The sequence below is a fragment of the Roseivirga sp. genome (genome assembly GCF_965216855.1).
GTDB lineage: Bacteria > Bacteroidota > Bacteroidia > Cytophagales > Cyclobacteriaceae > Roseivirga.
Map to the genome: position 1 here is coordinate 2,604,257 of NZ_OZ244204.1, position 19,167 is coordinate 2,623,423.

General features: G+C 42.4%; 21 protein-coding genes. 12 read left to right on the plus strand and 9 right to left on the minus strand.

Annotation, left to right across the window (positions count from 1 at the left end; translation table 11 throughout):
- Positions 1-13: 13 nt before the first annotated feature.
- Positions 14-310: a ribosome hibernation-promoting factor, HPF/YfiA family gene (hpf, locus tag ACOOEY_RS11485; RefSeq protein ID WP_420384857.1), complete on the plus strand. Its 297-nt coding sequence runs from the start codon at positions 14-16 to the stop codon at positions 308-310.
- A 58-nt stretch (positions 311-368) separates the two neighbouring features.
- On the opposite strand, the gene metK is transcribed toward hpf, so the two are convergent.
- The 4 genes from metK to ACOOEY_RS11505 all read right to left on the minus strand — a co-directional run bounded on the left by metK (position 369) and on the right by ACOOEY_RS11505 (position 3,874).
- Positions 369-1,622, minus strand: coding sequence for a methionine adenosyltransferase (metK, locus tag ACOOEY_RS11490; RefSeq protein WP_420384858.1), 1,254 nt, complete (start codon positions 1,620-1,622; stop codon positions 369-371).
- A gap of 65 nt (positions 1,623-1,687) precedes the next feature.
- On the minus strand, positions 1,688-2,398 hold the full coding sequence (locus ACOOEY_RS11495; RefSeq protein WP_420384859.1) for an SAM-dependent methyltransferase: 711 nt from the start codon (positions 2,396-2,398) through the stop codon (positions 1,688-1,690).
- A 1-nt stretch (position 2,399) separates the two neighbouring features.
- A complete protein-coding gene (locus tag ACOOEY_RS11500; RefSeq protein WP_420384860.1) occupies positions 2,400-3,161 on the minus strand; it encodes an alpha/beta fold hydrolase in 762 nt (253 codons plus the stop codon).
- Positions 3,158-3,874, minus strand: a complete 717-nt coding sequence (locus ACOOEY_RS11505) for a pyridoxine 5'-phosphate synthase (RefSeq protein WP_420384861.1) — start codon at positions 3,872-3,874, stop codon at positions 3,158-3,160. The genes ACOOEY_RS11500 and ACOOEY_RS11505 overlap by 4 nt, the downstream gene beginning before the upstream one ends.
- Positions 3,875-3,943: 69 nt before the next feature.
- Here ACOOEY_RS11505 and ACOOEY_RS11510 point away from each other — a divergent pair, with 69 nt between their 5' ends.
- From ACOOEY_RS11510 to ACOOEY_RS11560, 11 genes are all read left to right on the plus strand, one after another.
- Positions 3,944-4,396, plus strand: a complete 453-nt coding sequence (locus ACOOEY_RS11510; protein ID WP_420384862.1) for a GatB/YqeY domain-containing protein — start codon at positions 3,944-3,946, stop codon at positions 4,394-4,396.
- Positions 4,397-4,921, plus strand: coding sequence for a CvpA family protein (locus ACOOEY_RS11515; RefSeq protein ID WP_420384863.1), 525 nt, complete (start codon positions 4,397-4,399; stop codon positions 4,919-4,921).
- Positions 4,918-5,484, plus strand: a complete 567-nt coding sequence (locus ACOOEY_RS11520) for an anthranilate synthase component II (RefSeq protein WP_420384864.1) — start codon at positions 4,918-4,920, stop codon at positions 5,482-5,484. Before ACOOEY_RS11515 ends, ACOOEY_RS11520 begins: the two co-directional genes overlap by 4 nt.
- Before the next feature lie 87 nt (positions 5,485-5,571).
- The gene (locus tag ACOOEY_RS11525) at positions 5,572-6,210 is read left to right on the plus strand and encodes a CBS domain-containing protein (RefSeq protein ID WP_420384865.1); all 639 of its coding nucleotides are present in this window, start codon (positions 5,572-5,574) and stop codon (positions 6,208-6,210) included.
- 4 nt (positions 6,211-6,214) lie between these two features.
- Positions 6,215-7,090 carry an NAD kinase gene (locus tag ACOOEY_RS11530; RefSeq protein WP_420384866.1) on the plus strand — a complete coding sequence of 292 codons (876 nt, stop codon included), beginning with the start codon at positions 6,215-6,217 and terminating at the stop codon, positions 7,088-7,090.
- A 43-nt stretch (positions 7,091-7,133) separates the two neighbouring features.
- On the plus strand, positions 7,134-7,850 hold the full coding sequence (locus ACOOEY_RS11535; protein ID WP_420384867.1) for a DUF6089 family protein: 717 nt from the start codon (positions 7,134-7,136) through the stop codon (positions 7,848-7,850).
- An 83-nt stretch (positions 7,851-7,933) separates the two neighbouring features.
- On the plus strand, positions 7,934-8,671 hold the full coding sequence (locus tag ACOOEY_RS11540; protein ID WP_420384868.1) for an isoprenyl transferase: 738 nt from the start codon (positions 7,934-7,936) through the stop codon (positions 8,669-8,671).
- 8 nt (positions 8,672-8,679) lie between these two features.
- Positions 8,680-11,337: a BamA/OMP85 family outer membrane protein gene (locus ACOOEY_RS11545; RefSeq protein WP_420384869.1), complete on the plus strand. Its 2,658-nt coding sequence runs from the start codon at positions 8,680-8,682 to the stop codon at positions 11,335-11,337.
- A gap of 3 nt (positions 11,338-11,340) precedes the next feature.
- A complete protein-coding gene (locus tag ACOOEY_RS11550; RefSeq protein ID WP_420384870.1) occupies positions 11,341-11,883 on the plus strand; it encodes an OmpH family outer membrane protein in 543 nt (180 codons plus the stop codon).
- Between the two features lie 18 nt (positions 11,884-11,901).
- Positions 11,902-12,492: an OmpH family outer membrane protein gene (locus ACOOEY_RS11555; RefSeq protein ID WP_420384871.1), complete on the plus strand. Its 591-nt coding sequence runs from the start codon at positions 11,902-11,904 to the stop codon at positions 12,490-12,492.
- A 62-nt stretch (positions 12,493-12,554) separates the two neighbouring features.
- Positions 12,555-13,442, plus strand: coding sequence for a S66 peptidase family protein (locus ACOOEY_RS11560; RefSeq protein WP_420384872.1), 888 nt, complete (start codon positions 12,555-12,557; stop codon positions 13,440-13,442).
- Here the strand turns inward: ACOOEY_RS11560 and chrA are convergent.
- From chrA to ACOOEY_RS11585, 5 genes are read right to left on the minus strand one after another with little or no spacing between them, the layout of a single operon-like run.
- Complete coding sequence (gene chrA, locus ACOOEY_RS11565) at positions 13,439-14,620, minus strand: chromate efflux transporter (RefSeq protein WP_420384873.1); 1,182 nt, start codon at positions 14,618-14,620, stop codon at positions 13,439-13,441. The genes ACOOEY_RS11560 and chrA overlap by 4 nt on opposite strands.
- Before the next feature lie 3 nt (positions 14,621-14,623).
- Positions 14,624-15,598 (minus strand): isopenicillin N synthase family dioxygenase, encoded by a 975-nt coding sequence (locus tag ACOOEY_RS11570; RefSeq protein ID WP_420384874.1) that lies wholly within the window; start codon positions 15,596-15,598, stop codon positions 14,624-14,626.
- A gap of 43 nt (positions 15,599-15,641) precedes the next feature.
- A complete protein-coding gene (gene recO, locus ACOOEY_RS11575) occupies positions 15,642-16,334 on the minus strand; it encodes a DNA repair protein RecO (protein WP_420384875.1) in 693 nt (230 codons plus the stop codon).
- On the minus strand, positions 16,334-18,562 hold the full coding sequence (locus tag ACOOEY_RS11580; RefSeq protein ID WP_420384876.1) for a T9SS type A sorting domain-containing protein: 2,229 nt from the start codon (positions 18,560-18,562) through the stop codon (positions 16,334-16,336). The genes recO and ACOOEY_RS11580 overlap by 1 nt, the downstream gene beginning before the upstream one ends.
- Positions 18,549-19,166: a thymidine kinase gene (locus tag ACOOEY_RS11585; protein WP_420384877.1), complete on the minus strand. Its 618-nt coding sequence runs from the start codon at positions 19,164-19,166 to the stop codon at positions 18,549-18,551. Before ACOOEY_RS11585 ends, ACOOEY_RS11580 begins: the two co-directional genes overlap by 14 nt.
- Between the last annotated feature and the right edge of the window lies 1 nt (position 19,167).

Consider the following 19,167-nt stretch of genomic DNA (forward strand, 5'->3'; position numbering starts at 1 on the left):
AAATTATAAGATCATGAAAGTACAAGTTCAATCACTCCACTTCGATGCAGACGTTAAGTTGATCGATTTCATTCAGAAAAAACTCGATAAACTAGATACCTTTTATGATAGGACAATTGATGCAGAGGTAATTCTTAGATTGAATAATGAGGGGATTCAAAATAAGACTGTGGAAATCAAGCTCAATGTTCCTGGAGAGCAACTATTTGCTCAGAAAACAAATGGTTCATTCGAAGCAGCAACAGACCACTGTGCGGAAGCATTAAGAAGACAAATCAAGAAGCATAAAGAGAAAATCGTAGCACATTAAGCTACGCACTCATTGAGAATAAAAAGCCCTGTTGGTATTACCGACAGGGCTTCTTTCTTTATAGACCGAAGGCTTCTTTTACCTTGTCTATGTAGTCCAGTTTTTCCCAGGTAAAGAGTTCAACTTCGAACTCCTGAGGTTGATTGCTGGAGTTAATGAAGGTTTTCTTTACCGTTTCATTCTTTCTTCCCATATGGCCATAAGCAGCTGTTTCTGAATACATAGGTGATCTCAGATTCAGTCGGCTCTCAATAGCATATGGTCTCATGTCGAAGATCTCAGAAACCTTTTTAGCAATTTCACCATCGCTCATATTTACTTTGCTGCTTCCATAAGTGCTGATATAGATACCCATTGGTTCTACAACACCTATAGCATAAGAAACCTGAACCAGTACCTCATCGGCTACTCCGGCTGCTACAAGGTTTTTGGCAATATGTCGTGTGGCATAGGCAGCGGAGCGGTCTACTTTAGAAGGGTCTTTGCCTGAAAATGCACCGCCTCCATGTGCTCCTTTGCCACCGTAGGTATCCACAATGATTTTTCTTCCCGTAAGACCAGTGTCTCCATGAGGGCCACCAATGACAAACTTGCCTGTTGGGTTGATGTGGTATTTGATATCATCGTTGAACAACCGCTGTATCCTTTCGGGCAACTTGGCTTTAACACGTGGAATCAGAATGTTAATGATATCTGATTTGATTTTGGCCAACATGGTATTCTCCTCATCAAAATCATCGTGCTGAGTTGATACGACTATGGCATCAATTCGAGTAGGCACATTATCGTCAGAGTATTCTATGGTTACCTGTGACTTGGCATCTGGTCTCAGATAGGTAATTTCTTTGTTTTCTCTTCTAAGATCTGCCAATACCTGAAGTATCTTATGTGACAAATCAAGAGCCAGTGGCATGTAGTTCTCAGTTTCATTGGTAGCATAGCCAAACATCATTCCCTGATCACCTGCTCCTTGCTCTTCTTTAGAAGCTCTATCTACCCCTCTGTTAATATCTTCAGACTGCTCATGAATTGCAGAAAGGACACCACAGGATTTGCTGTCAAACTGATATTCTGCTTTGGTATAACCAATTTTCTGGATTACATCACGCGCAATTCTTTGCACATCGAGATAAGTGTTTGACTTTACCTCTCCGGCAAGTACTACCTGACCAGTAGTTACCAAAGTTTCACAAGCTACTTTAGAGTCAGGGTCGAAAGCCAGAAAGTTATCAATTAAAGCATCAGATATTTGGTCTGCTACTTTGTCTGGGTGTCCTTCAGACACTGATTCTGAGGTAAATAGATATGGCATAAATTATAATTTAAGGCTGCAAAAATAGGTTTATCGCGAGAACTCTGAAAGAAAATTCGAAATCTCTAATTGGCATAAAGCAAAAAGATGGTCGGAATCTTTTTCAGATCAATTTCTTTAGCGTTCCATTTTGACACGGATTTGGTTCGAATGAGCTCCTTCTCGCCTGTAATATCGCGTGCAACACATAGGAATGAGTCTCCGCGGGCTGTTTTTATAATGTCGAAGAGGAGCGCTTCATTTCTATAAGGAGTATCCATAAAGATTTGCGTCTGATCCTTTTCTCTTGACTCCTTTTCCAGTTGCCTGATCCTTTGTTGTCGCTCTTTACGATCAATGGGTAAATAGCCGTGAAAAGCGAAGGACTGACCATTGAAACCTGATGCCATCAGGGCCATCAGTATGGATGATGGACCCACCAGTGGTTTACAGATAATACCTAACTGTTGGGCCATATGGATCAGCCTAGCTCCGGGGTCCGCTACTCCGGGGCATCCGCTTTCAGAAATAACCCCAAGATTCTTTCCCTCCAGAGCGAGCTGAGCGATATCAAAGCATTGCTCTATCGTGGTTTTCTTATCCAGAACTCTGAAGTCCAGTTCTTCTATGGTCAAGCCAAGTTTTAGGCTGCTCACATATCTGCGAGCAGTTCTCAGGTCTTCCACAAAAAAGATATCGGTATCAAGAATAGCATTTTTCACCTGTAGAGGAATAACGTCCTCCTGTGTGTCAGCAGAAATTACATTGGGTATTAAGTAGACTAGTCCCTGACTCATATTAGCACATAAAGCTGTTGACAATTTGAAAGAATTCCTGTGGCTTTTCAGCATGTAGCCAGTGATCGGCATTTTCTATAGTCTCTAACCTGGAGTCACTAAAAATGGAGTGAATCAGGTTAAGGTCGTCATTCAGTATATAATCTGACTTCGAGCCTCTGACGAATAGTGTAGGTTTGCCGAACCCGGCATTCTGATTGAGAGACTTACCTACTTCTTCAATCTTATTCGCAATTACATCCAGATTCATTTTCCATCGGAAGCCATTCTTTTCTCTGGCCAGGTTTTTCAGCAGGAATTGTCTGATACCGAAGTCTGGTATTTGCTGAGCTAGTATATCATCCGCTTCATTTCTCGACTGCAATGATGCCACCGGAACAGAGTAGAATGCTTTAATAATGGTATGATGGTGAACTGGATAGTACTTAGGCCCGATGTCGGCAACAATGAGTTTTTCAATCTTTTCTTCATGATGTGTTGCAAACTCCATGGCCGTCTTTCCCCCCATCGAATGTCCCAGCAGTGTAATTTTATCTAGTTGGAGATGGTTAAGCAGTTTAAGTAAATCTTCTGCCATCACCTGATAACTGAAGTCATCTGAATGAAAGGAATTACCATGGTTTCTCTGGTCCACAAGAATGACCTGACGGTCTTCCGCCCATTTTTTTCCTAACGTCATCCAGTTGTCCAGCGAACCAAACAGACCATGTAAAATGACCAGGGGCTTTCCTTCCCCCAGAATTTTATGATTGAGTAAACTCATATTTTAAGCTCTCTTAAATAAAGTTGGATTGTATTTTCAAGTCCATAATAAAGCGCATCACAGATCAGTGCATGTCCTATTGAGACCTCATCTATGTAAGGAATGGTTTTCACTAGGTAATTGAGGTTTTCAAGGTCGAGGTCATGGCCTGCATTAATTCCAATTCCCAATTCGTGAGCTTTTTGGGCAGCCTCAGCATAGTTTTTAATGGCCTTTTCAGGGCTTTCTTTGTAAGCAGTAGCATACATTTCTGTATACAGTTCAACTCTATCAGTACCCAGGGCCTTGGCTCCTTCAATAATATCTACCTCTGGTTCTACAAAAATCGAAACTCTAATTCCCATTTGCTTGATCTGATCGATCAGTGGCTTTAATTCTTCGGCTCTCTTAATAGTATCCCATCCGGCATTCGAAGTCAAGACATTCGGTGGGTCTGGTACCAAAGTAGCCTGGTCAGGACGAACATCATTGAGGATTTCCATAAACCTCTCGTCAGGAAACCCTTCAATGTTAAACTCTGTGCTTACTACTTTCTTGAGGTCATAAACGTCTTTTGTGGTAATGTGTCGCTCGTCTGGCCTGGGATGAATGGTTATTCCCTGAGCGCCAAAACGCTCTGCATCCATGGCTACTTGTACCACATTTGGGTTATTTCCACCCCGGGCATTTCTAATCGTAGCCACCTTATTGATGTTCACACTTAGTCTAGTCATTCAAATTGGCTTTATTGCATAACTTTGTGCGCAAGTTAATGATTTCAAATCTCACAAGAATTATTCAAGATGAGTCTAAAACAGCAAATTGATGCCGACATTAAGCAAGCAATGTTGGCTAAGAATAAAGACGAACTCAAAGCGCTTCGTTCTATCAAATCAATGATACTTCTGGCAGAAACAGATAAGGGGGCTAATGGTGAGCTTTCCTCTGATGCTGAAATGAAACTTTTGGCAAAAGCGGTTAAACAGAGAAAGGATTCCGCAGCTATCTATCAAGAGCAAGGTCGTGAAGACTTGTATCAGGTGGAGATGGATGAAGCGGAGGTAATCGAGCGTTATTTACCCAAGCAGTTATCTGAAGATGAGCTTAAGGCAGAATTGCAAAGTATAATTGCGAATGTCGGAGCTTCCGGCCCTCAGGATATGGGTAAAGTAATGGGGGCTGCCACAAAAGCACTTGCAGGAAGAGCTGATGGTAAGGCTATTTCTACCATGGTTAAAACACTACTGACTCAATAAGTGAAGACGCTGGACATCATCTTGCTCATTCCTCTCGTTTTTGGAGCCTTTCTTGGCTTTAAGAAGGGACTGTTGCTTGAGATCATTGGTGTTCTGGCTTTTATTCTGGCCATAATTGGTGGATTTAAACTGATGGAAACCGGAATGGTTTATCTATCGGAATACTTCGAAGATTTTGGCCAGCTACTACCTTTTATTTCATTTCTCATCATTTTCCTGGCTATAATTCTGCTGATCAATATGCTTGGCAAGCTGCTGAAAAAGATGATTGATATGACGCTTTTAGGAGGTTTTGACAAGTTTGCCGGGGCTATTCTTGGCCTGGTGAAATGGGCAATAGGAGTGAGTATACTGCTTTGGCTAGTCAATAACTTCGGCATTGAACTACCGGGTCAGGATGAGGAATTGGTACTATATCCGTTTCTCTCAGAGTTAGGACCAAAGCTGATTGCCAGCCTGGACGTTGTGTTGCCTTTTGCCCAGGACATGCTTGACTCAATTAAGGAATTACTCTCCCCTGTGTGATACTGCTCATTGATAATTACGATTCATTTACCTTCAATCTCGTTGACTATTTTGGTCAGCTCAATGTAGAGGTTGATGTGAGGCGAAATGATGAGCCGTTTGAAAATTTCAAAGACAACCACTATGCAGGAGTGGTATTATCTCCGGGTCCGGAGAAGCCGCAATCTGCTGGTCAGCTTTTAGCAATTACAGCTTACTATTTTGGCAGAACACCGCTTTTGGGAATCTGCCTCGGGCATCAGGCTATAGGAGTTCATTGTGGAGTTCAACTGGTTAAAGCGGCCAAGCCCATGCATGGCAAGCTATCTGAAATAGAAACCGCACCAGAAGTATTGTTTAGCGGATTGAATAAACACATTCAGGTAGTTAGATACCATTCTTTGATTTTGAAAGAACCCCCCAAGGGATTTAATGCCACGGCTAATACTGCTACCGGTGAGCTTATGGCTTTTGAAAGTAAGGCTGATAAGGCCTATGGAATACAATTTCACCCGGAAGCCGTGTTGACAGAATGCGGACTGCAAATGCTTAAAAATTGGGTTTCTTTTTATAATATTGTTTGAATGGGCTCTCGTTAATTAAGAGAACCTTTAGACGCCAAGACGTGTTTGACAAACCAGAAGATGGTAGCAGCTGACTTGATAAATCATATGATTCCCCCGCTCAAACTGACGGATGATGGTAATAAGGCCATTATTTGGATGGAAGAGTTAAGGTCCAATCAACTTCCTGTTATTGAAAAAGGACGCTTCCTTGGGTTCATTACTGAAGACATCATTCTGGAAGACAACGATCCGAAAAAGACCATCAGTGAGTATGAGTTAGAGGATCAGGGGTGTATGGTGCTGGAGCATCAGCATTTCTACGATGTAATCAGAATGGCTTCAGATTTTGATTCTCAAATGGTTGCTGTTTTGGGGGCTACCGGAGCATTTTTAGGAGTAGTTGGCATAGAAGATACCATCAGAGCCATAGCAGATTCTACGGCTGTTCAGGACCAGGGAGCCATATTGGTGCTTCTGGTGAACCATAGAGATTACTCTCTGGCAGAAATATCCAGGCTTATTGAGGGAGAGAATGCACGTATTCTGAGTGTAGCTGTAGGTAGTGATGTATCTGATAGCTCAAAATTAAGAGTAACGCTAAAGCTGAACCAGAATGAGGTCTCTCATATTGTTGCCTCACTGGAGAGGTTTGGGTATAAAATAATTGGAAGATTTCAGGAAGAAGAGGTAAAGTCGAACGACAAGGAACGTTTTGACATGCTCATGAAATACCTCAACATTTAAGCACATGAAGATAGCGGTTCATGGAAAGAGTACAGGCCCTGAAGCACAGGGCTGTATTTCCGACATCATTGAATACCTTCAGTCAGACGGTATCGACCTCTCTATTTCAGAAGAGTACAGAAAGGACTTATCGGAAAAGGACTTTAATATCCATAGTCTTAAAACCTTCAGAAAAGGGCAGAGTCTTTCAGAGTTCGACTTTGTATTGAGTCTGGGAGGTGACGGAACAATACTGGATACTATTACCTATACCGGAGAATCAGAAACACCAATTGTAGGGATTAACCTTGGCAGGCTCGGCTTTTTGGCTACAATTCCGCGCAATGAGATCAAGCAGGCATTGGATAAACTGATTGCCGGAACCTATGATATTGAATCGAGATCATTGATTCATGTCGATTCAAATCAAGACCTTTTTGAACCATTTAACTTTGGTCTCAACGAGCTTACCATAGTGAAGAAAGAGACTTCTTCAATGATAGTTGTTCATGCCTATGTAGATGGAGATTACCTCAATTCATATTGGGCCGATGGTTTGATCGTGTCAACCCCAACCGGATCAACAGGGTATTCGCTGAGTTGTGGAGGACCATTAATTCACCCTAGTCTTAAGAACTTTATCATTACACCGGTTTGCCCACACAACCTTAATGTAAGACCTATTATTCTGTCAGATAGAAGTGAAATTACCTTTGAAATTGAGGGAAGATCGAGACAAGTCATGGTTTCGCTCGACTCAAGATCGCATAGTGTAGACGATACGGTAGAAATTACCGTTAAGAGAGAGGAGTTTGAGGCAAAGCTGGTAAGATTTCCCGAGACAAGGTATTTTGACACATTGAGACAAAAGCTAAATTGGGGCCTGGATGCCCGAAACTGACTTAACAATATTTAACTCGACTACAATTAAACATATTCTTCAGTTGTCTAGCTTGCGCACATATCGTACGGATAAACTGTCTGTTAGCAAATTATTGCTCACTTTCTCCTTCGCGTTACTCTCATTGACCAGCTGGGCTCAATTGTCTGAAATAGGTATTGAGATTGGGGCCAACAACTATGTTGGTGATGTGGTGAGAAAATATGATTTCAGCAATAATGCTCTTGGCGGACAGTTCTTCATCAGAAAACACCTCAATGAAGGGGTGAGTTACAGAATCTCTGCCGGTGTTGGTAAGATAAAAGGTGCAGACGATGAAGCCTTTGACGTATTTTCAGCTAACAGAAGAGCCTCATTTGATGGTAGCTTTGTAATGACTGATTTATTGCTTGAGTATCATTTTCTAAATTATAGAAATGAGAAACTGGAGCAGTATTGGACGCCATATGTATTCTTTGGAGCCGGTCTCTATCGTATGGAAGGTCAGGACCAGGATTTCAATAGCTACGACACCGGAATGAACTTGAGAATACCCGTGGGCATAGGTGTCAAACTGCGTCTGGATCGGAGATGGGTTCTGGGATTGTCTACTTCAGCGATCAAGACCAACTCCGACTTTATCGATAATGTATCAGTTAATAATCCGAACATTAAGAATTATGTAGGAGGAAATCCCAACGATGATGACTGGATGTTCAACACTTCTATTTCCCTGAGCTATACCTTCTACAAGATTGTTTGTTGGAAGCCCTTCTTCTAATCTGGTTGACAAAGAGTGTATTAGCATTTAAAATGCTGGTTCATTTTTGTACCTTCGCACTCGATTTTTCGAGAAGTGTGTAGATGAAGGAAAAAATCAAGCAGGATAGTCTTCCAAAGCATATTGCCGTAATCATGGATGGTAATGGCCGATGGGCCAAGAAAAAAGGTGCTGCCCGCGTGTTTGGGCACAAAAGTGCCATAAAAGCCGTGCGTGATGTGACAGAAGGTTGTGCCGAATTGGGAGTAGAATACCTGACGCTTTACGCATTTTCAACAGAGAACTGGAATAGGCCAAAGTTTGAAGTTACCGCATTGATGGAGCTTCTGATTTCGACCCTGACTTCTGAAATTAAAACACTGACTGACAACGATATTCGTTTAGAATCAATTGGAGATCGGGCTAGCCTGCCTCCAAAATGTCAGCGTGAACTCGAGGAGGCTATTGCCAAAACGAGTAACAACAAAAGAATGACCCTTGTACTGGCGCTTAGCTATAGTGGTCGTTGGGATATTACACAGGCTGCCCGCCAAATGGCTTTAGATGTTGAGGCCGGTAAACTGAAAGCTGAAGAAATTAGTCAAGATACGATAGACAAATACTTGGTTACCTCGGGAATACCTGATCCTGAGTTGTTAATAAGAACAAGTGGTGAGCAACGTATAAGCAACTTCCTTTTATGGCAAATGGCTTATACTGAGTTCTTTATAACCGAAACTTTATGGCCAGACTTCCGAAGGGAGCATTTATATGAAGCCATAGTTTCTTATCAGGAAAGAGAAAGAAGATTTGGAAAAACTAGCGAGCAATTAAAGAAGTGAGTTCGGGAATGAGAAAAGTATTTGTAGTTGTATCCTTCTTGATGATTACCGTAGGCAGCTTGTGGTCACAGGTAAGATATGGAGTGAACGCTGGTGAGGGAGTTCAAATCGACTATTCTAACCCAAAAGTATTTGAAGTAGCAGATATCAAGTTCACAGGGCTGAATGTCCTTGATGAGCGCGCATTAATATCTTTTGCCGGTATTAAAGTGGGAGACCGTATTGGTATTCCCGGCCGCCAGGTATCAGAAGCCATTAAGAAGCTCTGGAATCAGGGAATTATTGCCGATGTGCAGTTCTGGTTGACGAAGACTGAAGGTGACAGAGCCTTTATCGAAGTAAAAATTACCGAAAGACCACGTATCCTGAATTATTCAGTTGAGGGTGTTGGATCAGGACAAATTTCCGAGTTGAAAGATCAATTGGGTGTTGTTGGTAAAGTGGCTAGTGCACCTCTGATTAAAAACTCTGAATTGGTTATCAGAAAGTATTTCATTGAGAAAGGGTTTCTTAACGTAACCGTTCAAACTGAACAGAATTCAGACAGCCTTTTAAGTGATGGTGTTAACCTGAAGTTTATTGTTGACAGGAAAGCCAAGGTTAAAATCAATAAGATTGATTTTAAAGGTAATGACTCTTTTGACAACTCCAGGCTGAAAAAGGCTATGAGAAATACCAAAGAGAAGCCTCGTTTCTGGTTGGTGAATCGCCTTTTTGAGCAAGTATTTAATACAAGGCCTAATACTATTGGGGCCTATCTTGATTCAACTTATGAGGTATCTAACAAGGACTTTAAAGAGTTCATTAATGACAATGTGAAACTCAACTTTCTGAAAGGCTCCAAATTCATCGAGGCCAAATACAGGGAAGATAAGAATGCTTTGGTAGCCTTTTATAACTCGAAGGGTTACAGAGATGCAGAGATCGTCTCAGACGAGGTAACCAAGGTGAGTGAAGATTTTATAGATCTCAACATTGAGGTGGATGAAGGTACACAGTATTACATCAGAAATATAGACTGGGTAGGTAACTTCAAATACACCGATGAATACCTGACTGAGAAACTAGGCATCAATAAGGGAGATATCTATAACAAGCAAAAGATAGATCAGAGAACCCAATTCGATAATGAAAGCGGTGATGATATCATGTCTCTTTATCAGGATGATGGTTACTTATTCTTCCAACTCGATGTAGTAGAGGTTAGAGCCGAAAATGACTCTATCGATCTCGAAATGAGAATGTATGAAGGAGAGCAGGCGACTATCAAAAGAATTATACTGAAAGGGAATGACAGAACTTCTGATCATGTAGTATTGAGAGAAATCAGAACCTTGCCAGGACAGAAATACAGTAGACGAGACCTGATCAGAACTATCAGAGAGTTAGGTCAGTTAGGGTATTTCGATCCGGAGCAAATCAACCCTCAGCCAATCCCTAATATTCAGGATGGTACTGTGGACATCATCTTCAACCTGGTAGAAAAGTCTTCTGACCAAATCCAGCTATCTGGTGGTTTTGGTGGACCGTTTGGCTTTGTCGGTACGGTAGGACTTTCTCTGAATAACTTCTCTATCCGTAATATTGGCAATTGGGACAAATGGAGACCTTATCCTAGTGGAGATGGGCAAAAGCTTTCTGTTCAGGTTCAGTCTAATGGTAGACGATTCAGAAACCTGAGCTTTGTGTTCTCCGAGCCGTGGTTGGGCGGTAGAAAACCAAACAACTTCACCGTTAGTGTGAACAGAACCGTCAACCGTAGTATCGACTTCTTCAATAACAATGAAGTACTGGGCTTCCTAAAGGCAACCGGTTTCTCAATCGGTTTGGGTAGAAGGTTAACATGGCCTGATGATTACTTCCAGATTCAGAATAGTATCAGATACCAGTTTTATGAAGTATCAAACTTTGGTAACACCCTTGGCTTCTCTAGTGGTAGATCAAACAGTTTAACATTCAATACGACAATCTCAAGAAGTAATATTGACCAGCCGACCTATCCATCATACGGTTCTCAATTCACCCTGGCAATCAATGCGACTCCTCCGTGGTCAGTCATTAGCCCGGATAATTATGGACCGGAGATTTCAGAGAGTGAAAGATATAAGAAGGTAGAGTATCATAAGTGGATGCTTGATTACTCCATGTTCATTCCGTTGAATGATAAGTTTGTAATCAACGCCAGAGCACACTTAGGATTCATTGGTACATACTCTAAAAGAACAGATTCAGGGCCATTTGAGAGATTCCTTCTGGGAGGTAATGGTCTGAACGGTGCTAATAACTTTATAATTGGACAGGATATAATTGCGTTAAGAGGTTATGAAGATAACGTGATTGACCCTGTTGACCCGGAAACCGGTTTTAGAGGAGGTATCATCTATAACAAGTTTACAGCAGAATTGAGATACCCTGTATCCAAACAGCCAACATCTACCATTTATTTGCTGGCCTTTGGAGAAGCAGGTAATACCTGGATTGATTTCAGTGAGTACTCACCAAGAAATCTGTTCCGTTCTGCCGGAGTAGGAGCAAGAGTGTTCTTACCAGCCTTTGGTTTGTTAGGTATTGATTGGGCTTATGGCTTCGATCAGGATGATTCACTGACTCCTGCTGTTGTGGGTGGTTCTCAGGTGCATTTCACTATAGGACAACAAATTAGGTAGGCTATGCACAAATTATTATCCACGGTAGCATTATTGACATTAATCTCTAATTTTGCGCTGGCTCAGGGCAACGGCTATGGGCAGAAGATTGGACATTATGATTCCGAATATGTCTTAAATCAGCTTCCAGAATATGCTGAAAAGAAAAAGGAGCTGGAAGCACTCGCCAAGACTTACGACAAAGAGGTACGAAGTTTGTATGATCAGCTGGAAAAGATGAGAGCCGAGTTAAGAGCTAACGAGGTTTTGCTTACTCCGGCTATGATTGAAGACAGGAAGAAGGCCATTGAGGCTAAGAACCAGGAGGCAATCAACAAAAACACAGAGCTTTTTGGTTTTGACGGACTCTACTATAAAAAAGTAGATGAACTATTGACACCGCTTAGAACGAAAGTCAACCTGGCGGTTGAAGTAGTAGCAAAGAAATACGGGCTGGATTATATGTTTGATAAGGCAGCCGATGTAGGGATAACATACAGCAACCCGGTTCATGATTATACAGAGTTTATTCTGGAAGAACTGGGAGCTCAACAAAAAGGAAACTAAAACATTAAATAAGTTAAGATGAAGCGTAAATTTTTAGTGATGGTGGCTTTTGTTCTGGTAACAGCAGCAGCGAAAGCTCAGGAATTTAAGATTGGATATACTTTCTTAGAGTACATAGTGTATAATATGCCAGAGATTGAAGGAATTTCTTCCGAATTGGAAACTTACCAGACGCAGTTAGGCACTCAGATTCAAACTAAACAACAGGAACTCCAGACTAAGTATACCCAACTACAGCAAATGGCTCAACAGCCTAATGCCAATACAGTGGTTTTGCAGGAAAGAGAGAACGAGATCCTCAACCTCAGAGATCAGCTCGATAAATTCACAGCTCAGGCAGATCAGGCTTACGCTGTAAAACAAGCTGAAAAAATGAACCCTGTTTATTCTAAGGTTCAGGATGCGATCGAAGAAGTGAGAAAAGAAAATGGTTTTGCTATGATCCTGAACTCAAGAATCGGTAGCTCAGCAGGTATTATCTTGGCCGCTGATGAAGCTTTGGATGTGACTGAATTAGTATTCAAAAAATTAGGTGTTCCAATGCCTCAGAATCAGCCGGAAGACAGTGCAGCACCAATATCTGGTACTGACACCGGCAAAGGCAACTAAGATTAAAAAACATATTTAAGCCAAAACCTCTTCATTCGAAGAGGTTTTTTTATTTTCAATTCATGTTAACCCCCCTTCAATCAGGAGATCAAATAGCAGTTGTGGCCACAGCCAAGAGACTGGAGAAGTCTATTGATGAAGGGGTGAAGTTGTTGGAAAGTTGGGGGTTGAAAGTCCATAGAGGTCAATTCCTGAGTGCCGATTCAGATTACTTTGCCGCTACAGATGAACAAAGGCTTCAGGATTTGCAATGGGCATTAGATTCACCGGAGATTAAAGCCATTGTTTTTGCTCGGGGAGGATATGGCACTACTCGTATTTTGGACCAGATTGATTTTACGGCATTTAAAGAATTTCCTAAGTGGACCATAGGCTTCAGTGATTTAACCAGTTTCCTGCTACAAGCGGGTCAGTTATTTATCCCCGCAGTACATGGGCCCATGGCTTACACTCTGGGGCAGGATGAGCCGTCTGATGCTCTCCTCAGGAACTTGCTCTTTGGACAGCACGATTTTGAAATTGATCTGAGTCCAAATTCTCATAATATAGAAGGAACTACTTCGGCTCAAATAACAGGGGGTAACCTAAGTCTGATTTATGAATCTATTGGGGCAGGTAATGAGATTGATACTGCCGGAAGAATTCTATTCCTTGAAGAAATTGGAGAAGATTTCTATTCGGTAGACCGAATGCTTAATAAACTGAAAAGGACAGGTAAGTTGAATGATCTCAAGGGCTTGTTGGTTGGAGACTTTACAAATGTGAAGGATTCTAATGGCTACTTCAGTATGAGCTTAAACGAATTGATCAGTTCTTACTTTGATCACCTGAGTTGCCCAAAAGTATTTGGTTTTCCGGCAGGTCATGAAAAACGAAATGTACCATTGATTTTCCATCAGAATGCTCAATTAAACATTACGCCTGAAAGGTTGAATCTCAAATATGTCTAAATCAAGAATCCGGCCAGAAGACCAGCCAGAATGATTAAAGGTGGAGGCACCTTGGTATAAGTGAGCAGTAGGAAGGTCCCAATTACTACCGAGACGTTTAGCACAGAGTTGTCTATAGGTTCGAACAGGAGGAAGGCTGCTGCGGCCACCATGCCCGCACTCGCTGCGTGAATACCCTCTAATGAAGCGCGTACCACACGGTACTTCTTGAGGCTGTCCCAAAACCTGATAACAAAGAAGATCAGAAATGTGCCTGGGAGGAATATACCGCAGGCAGCTATAAAACCTGCCAGGATTTGCCCCCCTATTCCCAGGTCGCGTACGGAAAGTGCTCCTACAAAGGAACTAACCGAGAAGGTTGGTCCGGGAACGGCCTGAACCATGGCCAGCCCCGATAGGAATTCCTCAGAACTCAAATAACCTTTGAACTCCACAAACTCTTTGTTGAGGAAGGGGATCAAAACCTGTCCTCCTCCGAAGATCAAACTACCATTACGATAGAAATTCTCAAAGAGCAATACAATTCTGTCCTGGGTAATGGCTCCGAGAATAGCGGCCGCAATAAGTACGAGACCCCAAAGTGTGAAATTTCCCCATTTGATTTTAATCTTTTCCTTCACCTCAATTTCCTGCTTCTTGTATTTGAAGGCAGTAAGCGTTCCTGCAAAAACCAAGACAATAGGGAGAGCAGCCGGCTTAGAGATGAAATAAGTGACAATGGCGGAAAGAGCCATGAGTGCTCCGGCCGTTTTGGTGGTAACCATTCTGGAGGCAATGACATAGGCTCCGTAACTAATGAAACCTACCGCCATGGGTTGGATAAATTTGGTGAATTCGAGAGAGAAGTTCTTGGTCTGATAATTATCGACCAGAATGGCAGCTGTTGTCATTATGGCTACAGCCGGAATCATCCAGACAAGCAAAGTCAGATAAGCCAGGTTGGCGCCTCCTATTCTGAATCCAATCGCTGTAATGGTTTGAGTTGAAGTTGGTCCCGGTAGAATCTGGCAAAGTGCATAGAGTTCCATCAGTTCTTCTTCTGAGATATAACCCCGCTTCTTCACCATAATTTTGAGAAGCATAGCAAGATGAGCCTGCGGACCACCAAAAGCACTGATGGCCAGTAGAAATACATCTTTAAGAAAGATGAAATATCGGATGCGCTTAACCGCTCCCAAGGCTTATTTCTTTCTTAAGCCTATCTCACGTAAACGCTCTTCCAGAAATTCGCCTGCAGTAATGTCTTCGTACAATTTCGGATTGTCCTCATCAATGCAGTTTTCCAGGCAAGTCAGATCCATTTCTGACCTCGGGTGCATAAAGAATGGTATAGAGAAACGAGATGTACTCATTTTCTCTTTTGGAGGGTTTACTACCCTGTGGATAGTAGACTTCAATTTGTTATTGGTATGTCTGGAGAGCATATCTCCCACATTCACCACAAGCTGTTCTGGAAGGGCAGTGATGGGAATCCACTCACCATCTTTTCTCAATACCTGAAGACCATCCGCACTAGCTCCCATCAACAGTGTGATGAGGTTGATATCTCCATGCTCAGCAGCCCTTACTGCGTCAGCTGGAACCTCATCAGGATTTTCGATTGGGAAGTAATGAATCGGTCTTAGAATGCTGTTCCCGTTATGAACCTTGTTGTCAAAGTAGTGCTCATCAAGCTCCAGATAGAGGGCAATGGCCTGAAGCATTTTCACTCCGGCAGCCTCCAGGGTTTTATAAACCTCAAGAGCAATGGACTCCATTTCAGGAATCTCATCCGGCCAGATGTTGTCAGGGTATTGTTCCTTGATAGGATCACCATCGGTTACATCCTGGCCTACATGGTAAAACTCTTTTAAATCACCAGTGCTTCTACCTTTGGCATGCTCTTTTCCCTTTCCGATGTATCCTCTTTGTCCGGCCAGTTCCGGAACTTCATATTTTTGCTTCACCTCGTCAGGCATAGCAAAGAATTTCTTGATGGTTGAGTAAAGCTTTTCAGTCATCTCATCAGTCAGGCCATGGTTCTTTATAGCCACAAAACCGATGTTGTTGTAGGCGTCTCCCAATGCCTGAACAAAGGCAGCCTTCTGTTCCGCTGTACCCTGGGTGAAATGTGCTAAGTCCAAAGAAGGGACTTCATCGTATAGAATTGAGCTCATGAGTATTACGTTTGAGATTCAAAATAAGCAATAAGTGTTGAATTCAGCTAGTCATAATGGTTTTCAATACCTCAATTGATTTGATTTCTTTCAGACTATCTGTATGACTTTGGTAGAATTTGATGATATGGTCTAACACATCTCTCCTGAAGCTATTGGGGATACTGATAGCTGCCCCAATATTTTCGTTCATCAACCGATCGAGCAGAGCCAATTCATCTTTAACCAGGTTGTAATGATAACCCGCTTCTTCCAGTTGATGAATAAGGTCTTTTCCATCTTCCGGACCAAATCCCAAAAAGGTGGTGGCTTTAAGTAATAATTGTAGGTGGAAGTTGTTCAGTGCTTCAGATTGATGATCGAAATAGATCAGGGCTTGCTCAAGGAAGTCGAAGAGATTTTCGTTTTCAGATTCATTCCTTAACACTTTGCCGAATATCTCCATCAGAAAAATACCAATGGCTCTTTTGGTTGGGTCGAAAGGAATGCTCTGATAGCTAACCTGAAACTTAGCTTCCGAAATACGCTGAATGTCTTTATCCGGTTTATGATAAACTACCATATCCAGAATACTCAGGGGTTGGTAAAGGGCAGTTTTACCTCTCGATTTTTTACTCCTTACCCCATTCACGATGAATGATTGCATCCCGAATTTCCGGGTGAATATGCGCGCAATGATGGAAGTCTCACTGTATTTGATGGTGCCAAGCACAATGCCTTGAGTATGATGCAGCATTAGATGACAACAATTTTGGTCACATAAGTCTCCAGGCCATCACTACTGGCACTAAAAACCAGGTATACACCAGACTTAACTCTCGAGTTATTAAGGTCTCTGCCATTCCAGATGGCGGTGCTGCCATTGGCCCTAATTTCCTTCACCAGTTTACCCGAGATGTCTGTTACTTTGACTTGCGCATTGTTGACAAGCCCCTCAATGACTATTTGACCATTGAAACTAGGAGAAACAGGATTGGGATAAACCTTAACATTTTGATGCGTGTCTGTCCCTTCAGTAGCATCACTTCTGAAAGCAATAGCCCCTTTGTCAGTGGTAATGAGTAATTCGCCTGACTGGGGTTCAATCGCTACGGAAAGAATCAGATTGGATGGAAGGGGGCTGTTATCACTAGTAAAGTGGTAGATGAGTTCTTCACCCGAAGAAGAGAAAAGCCAAATGCCGTTATTTCGGGTTCCAAACCACTTCCTGTTGGCAGGATCAATGGCCATATCTGTGATGTACTCATTGCGCAGCAAAAGCCTGTTCTCATAAATGGGCACCGAGGCTGTTAGGGAGCCTCCTTCCAATATGGTAAATGGATTAGTGAAAAATGCGACTCCCTGGCTTGTCGACACCCATACAAAGAAGTCCTGATCCAGTTCAATATCCGTCACCTCATTTGAGGGTAATCCTCCCTGCCCACCATTTCGGTTCAGGTATCTCTCACGGTTGGAAGATTCATTAAACACGACAATACCACCTCCTTCTTCAGGGTCTACCGTAAGCCATTTGTCCCCATTAGGGCCAATGAAAAGATCTGTGGAGAATCTTGCCAATGGATAATCAGGGCTATGGTTTTGCCAGGAATCATTGGAAGGGTCATAAGTGAAGATTGAGTTTGACCGATCGTAGAATGTTGTCCAGATCAGCCCATTTTCATCTGTAGTAATGGAGCTTAGGTTAAAACTATTGTCGATTGATTCAGGGCCTGAGCTCGGGTCTATAAGTGCTTGGGAACCGTCCAGTTTAAACAAGCCCTGATTAAATGAAGCGAAGTAGGTTTCCTGGTTCAGTTCAAGGGCGTCTATTATCTGACCGATAGGTGTATTTGAGGTAGTGACTAAGGAAGGGCTTTTCCATGTATTTTCATTATAATCATACCAGTTGAGCGTGTGCTCGTCATTCAGGTTGGTAAATGAAGAAGGGACTGTGTAGATATTTTTCCCAAATCGCTCAGCTTTATATGAGATATCTACAGAAGGGCCATTGATATTAAAAGACACGGGATCTGTTGTTCCCCTGGCCAGTTTCAGCAGACCCGTACCTTCTGTGGCAATCCATAGGAAGGAGCCTTCAGTCAAAACCGTATTGATACTAAATGAAGAGTTATCTCTGGTATAAATAGTGGTTTGGTCTGACTCGGTTAATGATATGATTTCTGAGGAGGTGACGACCAGGAGTTCATTACCCACACTTTCAAGTGAGCTGATCGTATTTGAAAAATTCTGATAAAAGATCCAATCGTCACCTTGTCGGAGAAACAGGTCATTCTCGCTCGATGCAAAAAAGCCGAAATCAGTTATGGCCAAGTGCTCAAAACGGATTCCTTCCAGGCTTCTTTCCCAGTTATTATAATCCTGCCTGTTGATGCTAGAAGCCAGACTGGCAGCCATAAGACCGTTGTCGGTTGCTGCGAAAATGCTATCGTTAAAAATCTTTACGGAATTGATGGCTAACGGACTTCCACCCGGACCAAGATTCTGATAAGCTTCACGAAGTTCATTCTGATTCTGATCATAAACAATGATACCAAGCCCACCGGCCATGTAGACCAGCTGACCATCGATTTGAATGGATGAAAAGCGCTTAGATTGAGTAGTTTCAAAGTCGAGCACCGTGGTGATGTTGTTGACGCTGGAAGGGGTTACAATATCAATATTGCCATTATTATAGCCGATAATTAAGGTTTCACCATCATTAAGAAGCTGAATGGCTCCTATTCCCACATCGCTTAATCCATTAATTTTATTGAGTCTTTCAACACTCCCTTCTTCACGATCTATGGCAAAAATGGTATTCTCGGTAGCAGCATACAATTGATTGGAGCCCAGTGAAAGTTGACGAATATGGTCATAGCTGAAATGGGTTTTCCAACCCAATACAGGGGTGTTTTGGCCAAATATCGCAGGACTAACCAACAGGCCTATGATGGCAAAGATGTAGATGAATTTATGCTTTCCCACCTGGCTTTTTGAGCGTTGCTTTTTCCTTTTGACCTTCATAGAAATACTTTCTATTCCTGGCCTGGTAAATATCTTGTTCACCCAACTCAACGGTTTTCTCACTATCGGTCAGTTTGAAAGAGAACGAGGCCAGTGAACCACTTATGGCACAAATGGCGTGGAGTTTTGTGACAAACTCTGCTATGGCCAGTAAGAAGGGCATGGGGCCAAAGGGTTGACCATTGGCATCCATATCGAGTCCCGCTACAATGACCCGCTTGCCATTGTTCGCTAGTTTACGGCAAACATCTACAATTTCCTGATCGAAGAACTGAGCTTCATCTACTCCGATTACGTCACTATCACCAGCCAGTAAGAGTATGTCAGAGGCAAACTGAACGGGGGTGGAGCGGATGGCTGTCTTATTATGAGACACCACGTCTTCATCATCATACCTCGTATCTACAGCCGGCTTAAAGATCTCAACCTTTTGCTTGGCAATGGTGGCACGCCTGAGTCTTCTAATCAGCTCTTCTGTTTTCCCCGAAAACATACAGCCACAGATGACCTCGATACTACCTGTAGTATGTTCTCCCGGAATATTGCTTTGCGGTTCAATGAACATG

What these genes read in the sequence shown, in the direction of transcription:
- metK (WP_420384858.1), bottom strand. Translation starts at nt 1,622, where the DNA reads ATGCCATATCTATTTACCTCAGAATCAGTGTCTGAAGGACACCCAGAC.
- ACOOEY_RS11505 (WP_420384861.1), bottom strand. Translation starts at nt 3,874, where the DNA reads ATGACTAGACTAAGTGTGAACATCAATAAGGTGGCTACGATTAGAAAT.
- ACOOEY_RS11530 (WP_420384866.1), top strand. Translation starts at nt 6,215, where the DNA reads ATGAAGATAGCGGTTCATGGAAAGAGTACAGGCCCTGAAGCACAGGGC.
- hpf (WP_420384857.1), top strand. Translation starts at nt 14, where the DNA reads ATGAAAGTACAAGTTCAATCACTCCACTTCGATGCAGACGTTAAGTTG.
- ACOOEY_RS11560 (WP_420384872.1), top strand. Translation starts at nt 12,555, where the DNA reads ATGTTAACCCCCCTTCAATCAGGAGATCAAATAGCAGTTGTGGCCACA.
- ACOOEY_RS11570 (WP_420384874.1), bottom strand. Translation starts at nt 15,598, where the DNA reads ATGAGCTCAATTCTATACGATGAAGTCCCTTCTTTGGACTTAGCACAT.
- ACOOEY_RS11540 (WP_420384868.1), top strand. Translation starts at nt 7,934, where the DNA reads ATGAAGGAAAAAATCAAGCAGGATAGTCTTCCAAAGCATATTGCCGTA.
- ACOOEY_RS11525 (WP_420384865.1), top strand. Translation starts at nt 5,572, where the DNA reads ATGATTCCCCCGCTCAAACTGACGGATGATGGTAATAAGGCCATTATT.
- ACOOEY_RS11545 (WP_420384869.1), top strand. Translation starts at nt 8,680, where the DNA reads ATGAGAAAAGTATTTGTAGTTGTATCCTTCTTGATGATTACCGTAGGC.
- ACOOEY_RS11510 (WP_420384862.1), top strand. Translation starts at nt 3,944, where the DNA reads ATGAGTCTAAAACAGCAAATTGATGCCGACATTAAGCAAGCAATGTTG.
- ACOOEY_RS11495 (WP_420384859.1), bottom strand. Translation starts at nt 2,398, where the DNA reads ATGAGTCAGGGACTAGTCTACTTAATACCCAATGTAATTTCTGCTGAC.
- ACOOEY_RS11550 (WP_420384870.1), top strand. Translation starts at nt 11,341, where the DNA reads ATGCACAAATTATTATCCACGGTAGCATTATTGACATTAATCTCTAAT.
- ACOOEY_RS11585 (WP_420384877.1), bottom strand. Translation starts at nt 19,166, where the DNA reads ATGTTCATTGAACCGCAAAGCAATATTCCGGGAGAACATACTACAGGT.
- ACOOEY_RS11555 (WP_420384871.1), top strand. Translation starts at nt 11,902, where the DNA reads ATGAAGCGTAAATTTTTAGTGATGGTGGCTTTTGTTCTGGTAACAGCA.
- ACOOEY_RS11500 (WP_420384860.1), bottom strand. Translation starts at nt 3,161, where the DNA reads ATGAGTTTACTCAATCATAAAATTCTGGGGGAAGGAAAGCCCCTGGTC.
- recO (WP_420384875.1), bottom strand. Translation starts at nt 16,334, where the DNA reads ATGCTGCATCATACTCAAGGCATTGTGCTTGGCACCATCAAATACAGT.